Annotated in this window: 12 protein-coding genes; 7 read left to right on the top strand and 5 right to left on the bottom strand. The window is 64.7% G+C overall.

Going from position 1 to position 12,831, the window contains the following annotated elements; genetic code table 11:
* Window positions 1-60: 60 nt before the first annotated feature.
* A complete protein-coding gene (thrC, locus tag D3D01_RS08870) occupies window positions 61-1,446 on the top strand; it encodes a threonine synthase (RefSeq protein WP_121511943.1) in 1,386 nt (461 codons plus the stop codon).
* A gap of 29 nt (window positions 1,447-1,475) precedes the next feature.
* On the opposite strand, the gene D3D01_RS08865 is transcribed toward thrC, so the two are convergent.
* Window positions 1,476-1,874 (bottom strand): hypothetical protein, encoded by a 399-nt coding sequence (locus D3D01_RS08865; RefSeq protein ID WP_101351350.1) that lies wholly within the window; start codon window positions 1,872-1,874, stop codon window positions 1,476-1,478.
* Window positions 1,875-2,074: 200 nt separating this feature from the next.
* Between D3D01_RS08865 and D3D01_RS08860 the strand changes: the two genes are divergently transcribed.
* Entirely contained in the window at window positions 2,075-3,250 is a 1,176-nt protein-coding gene (locus tag D3D01_RS08860; protein WP_101351349.1) for an aspartate kinase, read from the top strand.
* Window positions 3,251-3,264: 14 nt separating this feature from the next.
* On the opposite strand, the gene fer is transcribed toward D3D01_RS08860, so the two are convergent.
* The 3 genes from fer to D3D01_RS08845 all read right to left on the bottom strand — a co-directional run bounded on the left by fer (window position 3,265) and on the right by D3D01_RS08845 (window position 5,404).
* Window positions 3,265-3,927, bottom strand: coding sequence for a ferredoxin Fer (fer, locus tag D3D01_RS08855; RefSeq protein WP_064288558.1), 663 nt, complete (start codon window positions 3,925-3,927; stop codon window positions 3,265-3,267).
* Window positions 3,928-4,016: 89 nt separating this feature from the next.
* A complete protein-coding gene (locus tag D3D01_RS08850) occupies window positions 4,017-4,715 on the bottom strand; it encodes a metallophosphoesterase (protein WP_121511942.1) in 699 nt (232 codons plus the stop codon).
* Between the two features lie 80 nt (window positions 4,716-4,795).
* Complete coding sequence (locus D3D01_RS08845; RefSeq protein WP_121511941.1) at window positions 4,796-5,404, bottom strand: IMP cyclohydrolase; 609 nt, start codon at window positions 5,402-5,404, stop codon at window positions 4,796-4,798.
* Window positions 5,405-5,769: 365 nt separating this feature from the next.
* On the opposite strand from D3D01_RS08845, the gene D3D01_RS08835 reads away from it, so the two are divergent.
* Window positions 5,770-6,201 carry a universal stress protein gene (locus tag D3D01_RS08835; protein WP_064288560.1) on the top strand — a complete coding sequence of 144 codons (432 nt, stop codon included), beginning with the start codon at window positions 5,770-5,772 and terminating at the stop codon, window positions 6,199-6,201.
* A gap of 38 nt (window positions 6,202-6,239) precedes the next feature.
* Here the strand turns inward: D3D01_RS08835 and D3D01_RS08830 are convergent, their stop codons facing one another.
* Window positions 6,240-7,433 (bottom strand): inorganic phosphate transporter, encoded by a 1,194-nt coding sequence (locus tag D3D01_RS08830; RefSeq protein WP_064288561.1) that lies wholly within the window; start codon window positions 7,431-7,433, stop codon window positions 6,240-6,242.
* Between the two features lie 157 nt (window positions 7,434-7,590).
* Between D3D01_RS08830 and D3D01_RS08825 the strand changes: the two genes are divergently transcribed.
* From D3D01_RS08825 to D3D01_RS08810, 4 genes are all read left to right on the top strand, one after another.
* On the top strand, window positions 7,591-8,742 hold the full coding sequence (locus tag D3D01_RS08825; RefSeq protein WP_121511940.1) for a BMP family protein: 1,152 nt from the start codon (window positions 7,591-7,593) through the stop codon (window positions 8,740-8,742).
* A 172-nt stretch (window positions 8,743-8,914) separates the two neighbouring features.
* Entirely contained in the window at window positions 8,915-10,471 is a 1,557-nt protein-coding gene (locus D3D01_RS08820; protein ID WP_121511939.1) for an ABC transporter ATP-binding protein, read from the top strand.
* Window positions 10,468-11,748: an ABC transporter permease gene (locus tag D3D01_RS08815; RefSeq protein WP_121511938.1), complete on the top strand. Its 1,281-nt coding sequence runs from the start codon at window positions 10,468-10,470 to the stop codon at window positions 11,746-11,748. The genes D3D01_RS08820 and D3D01_RS08815 overlap by 4 nt, the downstream gene beginning before the upstream one ends.
* 10 nt (window positions 11,749-11,758) lie before the next feature.
* Window positions 11,759-12,805, top strand: coding sequence for an ABC transporter permease (locus tag D3D01_RS08810; protein ID WP_121512099.1), 1,047 nt, complete (start codon window positions 11,759-11,761; stop codon window positions 12,803-12,805).
* Window positions 12,806-12,831 lie beyond the last annotated feature (26 nt).

Below are 12,831 nucleotides of genomic sequence, written 5' to 3'. Positions count from 1 at the left end.
ACCGCCCCGTGAGCGCCGATGGGATGGCCGACAACCGTCCGACTTTTGCATACTGGGAGCATGGTCCCGACAATGGCTGACCTGCAACTCACCGACGACGTGCCGCCGGTTGCCGACGACGGCGTCTGGCTGGCCTGCATCGAGTGTGGTGAGACGTTCGCTCCGTTCGACGCGATTCGCTACACCTGCGACGACTGTGATGGCCTGCTTGAGGTCCGCTACGACGATCTGCCGACCTTCGACGAGTTCGAGGGCTCGGGGGTCTGGCGGTACAACGCTGCCCTGCCCTTCGAGGAAGGCGTTACGCTCCCCGAGGGCAACACGCCGCTGCACGAGATGCCCCGCCTGAAAGACGACATCGGCGTCGACGCGCTCCGCGTGAAACACGAGGGGATGAATCCCACCGGCTCGTTCAAGGACCGCGGCATGACTGTCGGTGTCCGGGTCGCTCAGGAGGTCGGTGTCGACCGACTGGCCTGTGCCTCGACCGGCAACACCTCCGCGGCGCTTGCGGCCTACGGCGCACGCGGCGGCATGGAGACGCTCGTGCTCCTGCCCGAAGGGAAGGTCGCGGCCGGCAAGATCGCGCAGGCGAGCCTCCACCGCGCCCGGATTCTCGAAGTCGACGGCAACTTCGACGAGTGTCTCGACATCGTGCAGGACCTCGCCGCCCGCGGCGAGGCCTATCTCCTGAACTCGCTGAACCCGTTCCGACTGGAGGGTCAGAAGACCATCGGGCTGGAAATCATGGAGGAGTTCTACGCCGACCACGGCGAGTACCCGGACCGCATCGTCCTGCCGGTCGGCAACGCCGGCAACACCGCGGCGCTGTACAAGTGCTTCCGCGAACTCGTCGAGGCCGGCGCGATAACCGAAGACCAGGTGCCCAAACTCACCGGCGTCCAGGCCGAGGGGGCCGCTCCGATGGTCGAAGCCATTGAGGAGGGGTACGAGGACACCCGCCGCTGGGACGACGTCGAGACCCGCGCGACCGCCATCCGCATCGGCAACCCGGTCAACGCGCCGAAGGCGCTGCCGGGCATCCGGGAGACCGGCGGTACTGCGGTGGCCGTCTCCGACGAGGAAATTACCGAAGCGCAGCGCGACATCGCCGGGGAAGGCGTCGGCGTCGAACCGGCTTCTGCGGCATCCGTCGCCGGTCTCCGGAAACTCCGCGAGGAGGGCGAGGTCGACAGCGACGAGTCGGTCGTCTGCCTGACCACGGGCCATCTCCTCAAAGACCCCGAGGCAGCCGCCGAAGCCGGGAACGAGCCGGAGCCGGTCGCAAACAGCACTGAGGCCGTGCTGGACCTCATCGAAGAACCGTCGTCGGTCACCGGAACGGTTCGGCGACAGGTGTCGAAGGCCGCCGACGCGCCGCTGGTCCCGGCACTGGTCGCCGGCGGTCTCGGCATCGCGTATCTCTACCGCAAATTCCGTTCGTAGAAGGACGGCGACGAGACGTCTCGACTCGGTCAGTGCTCCGCCCGTTCTGGCTCCAGCCGGTAGCGTGTCGTCGCCTGCCCATCGAACCGGGGACCGTTTCCGGTCGAGGCGAACCCGACGGCCTCGACGGCGGCTCGGACTTCGGATTCGTCTTCCGGGAGCAGGAGTTCGACGGTCATGTGTTCTCGACGTGCGAACTCAATCGGGTCTGTCAGGAGCTTCTCACAGGCGTTGCCTGACCCGGCCAGTTGCGTCACGTGGACGGTCCCACGCTCGGCGTCAAAACTCACGAACCCAACAATGGTGTCGTCTTCCTCGGCCACGCGGACGGTACGGTCGTGGACGAGGTTTCGCATCACGTCCGGCGGCCCGTCAGCGAGGGCGGCCAGTCGTTCGGCGTCGTCTTCGATAGCGTCGCGGATATCCATACATGTGCGTGGGAACCCCACGCAAATAAACGGTGTGTCGGACGCTCCGGACTGTCCCCGCCTTCGTGCCAACAGGGCTTCGCACGACGGAATCTACTGCCGCTGTCGACAGTGAGACGCGGTCACAGATGAACACAGTTATCCCGAGCGACGGATAACGCGAGGGCAATGGTTCACGTACACACGGGCACGGTGGTAGCATGCGCGTAGTCGCCAAGTTCGGTGGGACGAGTCTCGGTAGCGGCGACCGAATCAACCGGGCCGCGGACTCGATTGCCGCTGCCGTCCAGCAGGGCCACGAGGTCGCGGTCGTCGCCTCGGCGATGGGCAACACGACCGACGAGTTGCTCGATGAGATCAACTACGACGCCGACTCCGCGGACCGCGCGGAAATCGTCTCGATGGGCGAACGGACCTCCGTCCGCATGCTCAAGGGCGCGCTCGCCGCCCGGGGCATCGAGGCGGTCTTCCTCGAACCCGGCAGCGAGGACTGGCCGATCATCACCGACGAGTACGGCGAGGTCGACGTCGAGGAGACACAGAAGCGCGCCCACGCGCTGGCCGGCCAGCTCAAGGACGTCGTCCCGGTCATCACCGGCTTCCTCGCACAGGACTACCAAGGCAACGTGACGACGCTTGGCCGTGGCGGCTCCGATACGAGCGCCGTGATGATGGGCGACTACATGGACGCCGACGAAGTCGTCATCGTCACCGACGTCGAGGGCGTCATGACCGGGGACCCACGGGTCGTCGAGGGTGCTCGGAACGTCGGCAAAATATCCGTCGACGAACTCCGTTCGCTGTCGTTCCGCGGAGCCGAGGTGGTCGCGCCGTCGGCGCTGTCGTACAAGAGCGACGACCTCGGTGTTCGCGTCGTCCACTACCAGCACGGCGACCTGCTCTCCGGCGGCACCTCAATAGAAGGCGAGTTCCAGAACCTGATCGACCTGCAGGAACAGCCAATCGCCTGCGTGACCGTCGCCGGCCGCGCTATCCGGAACAGCCCGGGCATCCTCGCGGACCTGTCGGGCGCTATCGCTGACGAGGAGATCAACATCGAGGCCAATTCCTCGGGCATGGACTCGTTGACGTTCTACGTCGACGAAGACGACGCCGAGGAGGCCGAAGCACTGCTGCACGCCCGTATCGTCGACGACGAGACGCTCTCGTCAGTCACTGTCGAGGACGATATCGCCGTCATCCGCGTCACCGGCGGCGACCCCAGCCAGTCGGCGCTGGCTCACCAGGTCGTCGCACCGCTTGCCGACGCGCACATCCATCTCTACGACGTGATTACGTCCGCAACATCGGTCTCCGTGTTCGTTCCGTGGGAGGACCGTGAACAGGCCCTCTCGCTCGTACAGGACGTGTTCTGACCGCTGAATTCTTTTTAATCGGTTGAGGAGGCCTGCTCGAACCGGCTCGCGGGCAGCAACAGTTCGCTCACTTCGGGGAGGTGTTTCAGGTTGTAGACGATCTTCGCGTCGTCAGACACCGGTGCGGCGATACACGACAGGCGAATCCCCTTTTCGGTGAGGTCCGGCGGGAGAATGTGGCTCGCCGGCGACGGCATCTCGCCTTCGACGACTGCCACCGCGCAGTTCGTGCACGCGCCGCCACGGCAGGCAAACGGCCACGCGAAGCCGTTCTTTTCGGCCGCTTCAAGCAGCGTGTCGTTCGGGTCGACGTAGAACCGCCCGAAATCAGTCGACTGCAGGTTCGCGTCGGCGGCTTTCGCGAACAGGTCCTCGTCTTCCAGTGCCCAGCCGTGGTCTTCGAGCACCTCGAAATTGAGAAATTCTACCATCGGGTCGTCCGGTTCCGGCGGGGCCTCCTCGGCCTCGGATTCGGACTCTGACGCCTCGTCGGGCAGGGGGTCTCCGGGCTCGTACCCGTTCTGCAGTCGCTCGTAGGCTGTCTTGACTGCCTGGAACTCGGCCGCCGACCCGCCCTGATCCGGGTGTGCCTCTTTTACCCGCTCGCGGTACGCGTCGACGATCTCCCCGTCGTCGGCGTCCGGCGTGATTCCGAGGACCTCGAATGGAGACGCCACGCAACACAGTAGCGGTCACGGACATAAATTCCCTCCTCCCGCTGCAGTATCTGCAGGCTACCGACGACAGCCGACGTGCTGTTCCCGGGCTACCGGCCCTGTGTCAACCGGAAACCGATTTGCCGCGGCAGGTCAGCGTCGGTAACCGCATCGATAACCGCGCTCGTGTCGTAGGCCACGCGGTGCTCCTCGACAGTCAGGTCCGTGAGGTCAAGCACAGCGTAGGCGGCCCGGTGGTCCCTGTCGCGAGGCTGACCCACGCTGCCTGGGTTCAGCACGACACCGTCCTCGTACACTTCGTGGTGCTGATGGTGCGTGTGTCCCATCACGAGCACGTCCTCGTCACCCAGCAGGTCCGGCCCGAACTCCTCGGGGTATGTGTAGTGGTCCGGGTCGTCCGGGTGGCCGTGGACGAGCTTCACCCGCTCGTCACACACCAGTCGCTCGTCGGGCAGTGCCGCCAGCCACTCTATCTGCTCGTCGGACAACTGTTCCGTGGCGTGTTCGACGCCGGCCTGGGCCATCCCGTTGAACGCGAACGGCGTCTCGGCGGCGACGGCACGGTCGTGGTTGCCCATCACCGTCGGGACCGCTTCGGTCGGCCAGGGAGCGTCTGCAGGGAGCGCGTCGGTGTGCCCGCGCATCGCGTCGACACAGTCGGCGTGCCAGGGATTGTAACCGACGACATCGCCCGCACAGACTAGCCCGTCAACCGGCGGCATATCTGCAAGCACTGCCGCGAGCGCTATCCGATTCCCATGAATATCAGAGAGTATCCCGAGTTTCATTGTTCGTGTCTACCCCCTGCAGGGTCTTGAGTGTCGGTCCCGGCTCAGCATCTGTGTCCGCTGTGCGTTCGCTGCCATCCTCACTCTCCGTTGTACACTGCCACGTCGAACTCGCCAGCCGACCCCGCGACGCCGGCCGAACAGACGGCGTGTTCGTACTCGTGGTCGTACACCTCGCGGGCCACCTCGCTGGCGTCGGTCGCGGCCAGGTCGAACGCCGTCGGACTGTTCTCCTCGTAGGTCGCCACCAGCGTCGGTTCGGTGACCTCCTCGACGAGCAGCGCGTCCCGGCGGACGGTCCCGATGACCGCGCCCGGCCCGTCGGCGTTCGTCGTTGGGTCCGCCGCGTCGACACCGACGATACCGGCGACCCGCGGCGTGTCGTAGTCGTCCTTCTCGAAGTCGAGCGACAGGAGCGGTTCAGCAAGGGCGTCCCGCGCTGGATAGCCCAGTTCGAGCTTTTCGGCGATTGGGTCGACGTGGGAGCCGTTGCCGACGACCGCGCCGCGCTCGGTGACCCGGACACCGTTGTAGGAGATGTATGGGTTGTCCGTCTCCGGCGCGTCCGGCGTCGGCTCGACGGTCACTGTCCCGTCGCGCTGGACTGCCTGGCGGTTGGGGAACGAGCGCGAAGAGACGCGGTACGCACCGACTTCGGGACTGACAACGACGAATCGTCCAACGTACATATGCGAGTGTGCACAGCACCCGAAAAAAGCGCTGTCGATGTCTCACTGTCTGGCGTAGGCGTTACGCTGTTGTCTTCCCGATAGTATTGTGCGGGCTGCTGACACGCTTCATGTCCGACCGAATCGCGCAACGCTTACAAAGGGGCACCCGATACTGTAGAGTGCGCACAGTCCATTGGGGTAGAGGCCAATCCTGAAGCCTTCTGGGGGCTTCGACCCTGGTTCGAATCCAGGATGGACTATTTCTGTGGCGAACAACTCGTGAGCGACAGCGTCGTTGTTACTGGACTATTCTCTGGTGCCGACGGAACCAGCAACGCCTCGCTTGCCCCTGGCTACTTGTAGCTCCCTTCCAGAGAGAACATATGACACCGACACACGTCCTCGTCCCGCTGGACGGGTCACCGCTGGCTGACGAGGCGCTGACGTACGCGCTGGAGACGTTTGACTGTCGGATTACAGTCCTGAACGTCGTTGCGCCGCTCGACACGGGAATGAGCGAAGGTGGGATGCTCGAACCGGGCGCGGATCGCCGGGCGGCGGCTGACGAGCGGGCCACGAATCTCGTCGACCGGGCGGCACAGCAGGCCAGCGAGGTCGGCCAGCAGATCGAAACGGCTGTCGAGACAGGTGATCCGGCAGAAACGATTCTGGACTACGTCGAGGCGGTCGACGTGGATCAGGTGGTAATGGGTGGCCACGGTGGAACGCGAAACGAGATCGCCCGGCGGTTGCTCGGAACGGTCGCGACGGCGGTCGTCAGCGAAGCGCCAGTGACAGTGACGGTCGTCCGATAGTCACCGACGCCGACGACTCGGAGACAGCACGCGGCGACTCACGCTTGGCTGCCGAGGACGGCTTCCAGCCCCTGATACACGCCGAAGCCGATCACGACGCTGGTGGCGAGCGTGATGAGCCAGAACCCGACAGTCACGCCTATCTTCCGGCGCGAGACCCCGGCGGAGCCGCCGGCGAGGCCGCCGCCGATGACTCCGGAGATGATGATGTTGTTGAACGAGATGGGGATGCCAAGCGCGATGGCGGCCTGTGCGATGATGAAGCCGGGGACCAGCGCCGCAATGGAGCGGCGGACGCCGAGTTGTGCGTACTCGCGGGAGGTCGCCTGTAGCAGGCGGGGGGCACCCATCCACGCGCCGCCGAGGATACCCACGGAACCGAGCGCCAGCAACACGATCCCGGGGAGGCCGAGTTCGGTACCGTAGAGGTTTTCGAGTGGCCCGGTCGCGAGGCCGACCTGACTGCCGCCACTGGAGAAGGCGACGACGCTGCCGAGAACGACGAGAAACGTCTTGATACCCTTGTCGACGGAGGCCTGCGTCTGCAGGCGGATGTAGTAGAAGCTCCCGGCGGCGACGAGCAGCGTCGCGGCGACGGCGGCGATATCCGTCCCGGTGACCATCGCGGCGAAGCCGGCCAGCGAGCCCTGGTCGGTGCCGGCAGGCGACGGGATGATGCTCAACTGGACGTTGGCGACGATACCGCCGACAACGCCGGCGAGCAACGGGACGCCGACCGTTTCGGGGATGTCGTCCCGACGTAACACAGTCGCGGTGAGATAGGCCAGGCTTCCCGAGACGGGCGGGACGAGCAGCCAGAAGGTGGCGATGCGGCGGTAGGTGTCGAAGACGGGGTCGCCGCCGAGCGAGAGGCCGACGCCGACCATCGCGCCCGTCGTCGCGAACGCCGCCGGAACGGGGTAGCCCGAGTAGATACCGAACGCCATGAACCCAGTCGCGGTCAGCAGGCCGGCGACTGCCGCCAGCGAGGTGATTGCGACGCCGTCGATGAGACCGGCCCCGACTGTTTCCGAGATGCTCCCACCCTGTGTCAGCGCTCCCAGCGCGGCGAGGATGCCGATCAGGAAGGCGGCGCGCATCGTCGAGATGGCGTTTGCACCGATGGCTGGGGCGAACGGCGGTGAGTTGCTGTTCGCACCGAGTGTCCAGGCCGTTACAAGGCCGGTGACTGTCGCGAGGACGACCAGCGCCCAGAAGACGACGGTAGTCACCGCGTGCTGAACTCCGCTTGAGCCTGCCAGTTGTTGCTGTGTGAACGCGACCAGACTGTCATTGCCAGCCGTTCACACCCAGTACATAAAATGTCCGCGGCGTCGACAGCGAACAGTGACCGGCCCGCCTTGCCATGGTTTGTCGCCGATGTGGCTAATGTGCGACACCGAAGTCTTTAACGCCTATCGACACCGCTGGTGGGACATGTCACAGCGAAGACGCACGTTCATCAGTAGTGTTGGTACCGCAACTGCAATCGGGTTAGCCGGCTGCCTTGGCGGCGGCGACGGTGGCGACGGCGGCGACGGCGGAGACGGCGGAGACGGCGGCGACAGTGGTCCGGCCGCTCGTATCGGAATGGTGTACGCGACAGGCGGACTCGGCGACGGGTCGTTCAACGACCAGGCCCAGACCGGTGCTATTCGGGCAGCAGACGAGCTAAACATCGAATACGACGAGTCGCAGCCGGAAGCGGTACAGGACTTCGGCAGCCTCCAGCAGCAGTACGCACAGTCCTCGAACCCGGATTACGACCTCGTCTGCTGTATCGGCTTCCTGCAGGCAGACGCCCTCACGGAAAACGCCGAACAGTACCCCGAGCAGAAATTCATGATCGTCGACTCCGTCGTCGAATCGGACAACGTCGGCTCGTACGTATTCGGTGAGCATCAGGGGTCGTTCCTCATTGGGCTGATGGCTGCGAAGCTGACCAGCCAGGACTTCTCGGCTGGCGCCGGCTCCACGCAGAGTGACTCCGCGAGCGTCGGCTTCGTCGGCGGCGTCGAGGGTGACCTCATCGGCCGCTTCGAAGCCGGCTACAAAGCCGGCGTCAAGCACGCCGAGGAGGATGTCGAGGTCCAGACAGCCTACGTCGGCGACTTCAACGACCCATCGGGCGGCCAAGAGGCGGCTCTCTCGATGTACAACTCCGGTGCGGATATCGTCTACCACGCGGCCGGTAACACCGGGACTGGCGTGTTCCGTGCGGCCCAGGAGGCCGGGCGCTTCGCAGTCGGCGTCGACCGCGACCAGTCGGTCACGAAAGAGAACTTCAGCGACGTTATCCTCGCGAGCATGGTCAAGCGCGTCGACAACGCGGTGTACACGTCGGTCGAATCGGTCGTCAACGATAACTTCGAGGGCGGCAGTGTGAACACGCTCGGCCTCGAACAGAACGGTGTCGAAGCGGTGTACGGCCAGCAGCTCGGCTCGGAAATCCCACAGAGCGTCAAAGACGAGGTGTCCGAAGTCCGTCAGCGCATCATCGACGGCGACATCAGCGTGCCGACCGACCCCGAAAACGCCTGAGACGGATCAGTGGCGCAGTGTACGGTATGCCCGGCCCTGCGACTGACACTGTCCTGAAATAAACCACACCAGTTCATATGAATCGTCGCAGCCACACACGCAGTTGCCGCATATTTTTGGCAGATATGTGGAACCGTGAAGTTAAAACACCGGGACGGTAACGGCTCAGAGTATGGAACAGGCCGTCCACCTCGATGGTATTACAAAGCGGTTTCCGGGGGTAGTCGCGAATGACGATGTCGATCTGGCGGTCGAGAAGGGGACGGTTCACGCACTGCTCGGCGAGAATGGTGCGGGAAAAACCACCCTGATGAACGTCCTCTACGGGCTCTACCAGCCCACCGAGGGGACGGTCAACGTGCACGGCGAGACACAGCAGTTCGACTCGCCGCGCGACGCCATCGACGAGGGTGTCGGTATGATCCACCAGCACTTCATGCTGGTCGATCCGATGACCGTCACCGAAAACATCACGCTTGGGAACGAGCCCCGCAAGTGGCTCGGTCTCACGGTCGACAGCGAGCAATCCCGAAAACAGGTCCGTGAACTGTCCGAGCGGTACGGGTTCGACGTGGACCCCGACGCCCGAATCGAAGATGTCGGTGTCGGCGTCCAGCAGCGCGTCGAGATCCTCAAAGCGCTCTATCGCGGCGCGGATGTCTTGATTCTGGACGAACCGACGGCAGTACTCACGCCACAGGAAGTCGAAGATCTCTTTCGCGTGCTCGAAGAGCTGACCGACCAGGGCAAGACGATCATTTTCATCACGCACAAGCTCGGCGAGGCGATGGAGGCTGCCGACGAAATCACTGTGTTGCGCGAGGGGAAAAACGTCGGGACGGTGCCGGCCAACGACATCACTCGGGAAGAACTGGCCGAGATGATGGTCGGTCGGGAGGTGCTGCTGGACCTCGACCGGGACCCTGCCGAGCCGGGCCGGTCTATCCTCGAGGTTTCGGACCTCGTTGTGGAGGACGACCGGGGTGTCCGCGCAGTCGACGGGATTTCGCTTGAGGTCCGGGCCGGCGAGGTGCTCGGTATCGCTGGCGTTGACGGGAACGGCCAGTCGGAACTGGTCGAGGCAATTACCGGGCTCCAGATGCCTGACGAGGGAACGATCACATACGACGACGTCGACCGGACCACCGACAGCCGCCGGGAGCGCATCGAGGCCGGACTGGCCTACATCCCGGAAGACCGACAGGAGCGAGGGCTGGTGATGGACTTCGACCTCGTCGAGAACGGCCTGCTGGGGAGCCAGCACGCCCCTGACTACTCCTCGAACGGTCGCATCGACTGGGACTACACGCGCGACCACGCGGAGGAGATAATCGAAGAGTACGACGTTCGGCCGCCGGATGCCAACGCTCACGCGAAGTCTCTCTCCGGCGGGAACCAGCAGAAGTTCGTCGTCGGCCGGGAGTTCGCCCGGGACCCGCGTCTTATCGTTGCCTCTCACCCCACGCGCGGCGTGGATGTGGGGTCGATGGAGTTCATCCACGACCAGATCAACGCGCTCCGGGAAGCGGGCCGGGCCGTGTTGCTCATCTCTTCGAACCTCGATGAGGTCCAGTCGCTTTCGGACCGCCTCGCCGTCGTCTACGAGGGCGAGATCGTCGACATCGTCGATCCCGAGCGCGTGACCGAAGAACAGCTCGGACTGCTGATGGCCGGGCAGCAACCTGACGCCGCCCCGACCATTGCGGCGGACGGGGAGGGACACCAATGAGCGATAGCGACCCGTCGCGGAACGGCGACGACCCGCCGACGCCGGATGCGGACGACCGGTGGTCACAGTACCGACAGCAACTCATCAGACTGGGGCAGACCTCTGTCGGCGAGCGTATCCTCATCGCTGTCTCGGCGCTGTTGCTCTCTATCGTCGTCGGAACGGTCATCGTCACCGTCGCGGGACTGCTGGCGACGTGCCGGTCGCCGGTACTTACGTTCGGTTCCACGACGCTGTGTTACGACCCGTTCTACGTGTTCAATCGGCTGTTCCTCGGCGCGCTGGGCGATCCCTTCGCCGGCGGCTGGTCGCCGCTGAACGCGCAGTTCGCGGCGACGCTTCGGGAGACGACGATTCTGGTGTTCACCGGACTCTCGGTTGCATTAGCGTTCCGTGCCGGCATCTTCAACATCGGGACGCAGGGCCAGCTTATCATCGGCGCGCTGGCGGCCGCACTGACGGTGCTCTGGGCTGGTTCGCTAGTCTCCGGAACAATCGCGCTCGTCCTGTTTATTCCGCTCGGCCTGCTCGCCGGCGCAATCGGCGGCGGCCTCTACGGTGCGATACCTGGCGCGTTGAAAGCCTATGCCGACGCAAACGAGGTTATTACGACGATTATGCTCAACTTCGTCGCCGTCCGGGTAACGCTGTATCTCGTCCGGAACCACTTCGCCGACCCGACGAGTCAGGCGACACAGACCCGGACGCTGCCCGTCGAAGGGCAGTTCCCCTCGATCCTGTTCGACCCGCGGACGGACTTCTCCTTGCTCGCGCTGCTGATTGCGCTCGCGTTCGTCTGGGGCGTCTACTACTTGCTCGAACACACGGCCTTCGGATACGACCTGCGAACCGCCGGTATCCAGCCTGCAGCCGCGGAGTACGGCGGTGTCGACTCCGCCCGGACTATCTTAACGTCGCTGACGCTGTCCGGCGCACTCGGCGGTATCGGCGGGGCCGTGTTCGTGATGATGACCCTCGGAAAGTTCCAGACCGGCATTCCGAGCTACGGCTTCGACGGGATCACCGTCTCTATCCTTGCCGGCAACAATCCGATTGGAGCCGTCTTCGCTGCCCTGCTCTTTGGCGTCCTCAAGTCCGGCTCGAACGTGGTGGCCTTCGCGACCGACGTACCGCCACAGTTGGTCGGCGTCCTCCGGGGGCTTATCATCCTGTTCGTCGCGATGCCGGAGTTCTTCCGTATCATCGGACGGCGGCTCGCAACGCGCGAGCCAGACAGTCCGGCCACCGCGACCGCCGGAGGTGGTGCTGATGACTAACGACAGCACCATGGATCGACTTTCGTCAGCGTCAGGCCGACTGTTCATCGCCGCTGCGGCGTTTCTCACGCTGGCTGTCCTCGCCGGGTTCGGCCTCGTGGCACCGGCGTCGACCCCCGGGCAGATATTCTGGGTGCTGGCCTCGAAATCGACGCTGTCATCGACGCTACGGCTCTCGGTCCCAATCGTGCTGGCCGCGCTCGGTGGCATCTTTGCGGAAAAAAGCGGCATCATCAACATCGGGCTCGAAGGGCTGCTCATCATCTCGGCGTTCGCAGCTATCTTCGGGGCCGACGCCACCGGGTCGCTGTGGCTCGGGTTCCTCATCGGCATCGTCGCGTCGACGCTGCTCGCTGGCGTCTTCGCCGTCGTCTGTATCGAGTTCCGCGCGGATCAGATCATCGCCGGTCTGGCCGTCTGGCTCATCGCGCTCGGCCTCGCGCCGTTCGCCTCACAGGTGTTCTACGGCGGGCCAAACACTAGCAACGTCGGGACCTTCGATACGATAACGGTCCCGGGGCTGGCCGACATCCCGTTCTTCGGCGCGCTGTTCGATGCCTCGCCTGCAGTGTATATCATGTTCCTCGCCGTGGCGGCGTCGTGGTACGTGCTGAACCGCACCACCTTCGGCCGCTGGGTCCGGGCCTCCGGCGAGAACCCGAAGGCACTGGACACTGCCGGCGTTGACGTGTCACGCGTCCGCTACGCCGCCGTACTCCTCTCCGGCGTCCTCTCGGGGATGGGCGGGGCCGCGCTGGCCATCAACATCGGCCAGTTCACCGGCAACGGGCCGACGATGGTCAACGGCAAGGGATTCATCGCCATCGTCGCTTATCTGTTCGGCAACTACAACCCGGTCGGTGCGCTGCTGTCGACCACGCTGTTTGCCGGTCTCGACGCCGTCCAGTTGCGCCTCCAGACGGCCGATGTCATCGCTGTCCCCGACTCACTGGTCCAGACGATCCCGTTCGTCGCCGTCATCGTCGTGCTCGCTCTGGTGGGCAAGACTCGCCTGCCCGAAGCCGCGGGTGAGCATTACGAGTCCGGCGAGGAATGAGCTAGAAACAATCTTCTCTGGGCTTA

The organism is Haloarcula sp. Atlit-7R, from assembly GCF_003666065.1.
In the GTDB taxonomy this organism is placed as follows: domain Archaea; phylum Halobacteriota; class Halobacteria; order Halobacteriales; family Haloarculaceae; genus Haloarcula; species Haloarcula taiwanensis.
Note: the sequence above shows the minus strand (reverse complement) of the source record. Positions and strands in the feature narration are given on the sequence as shown.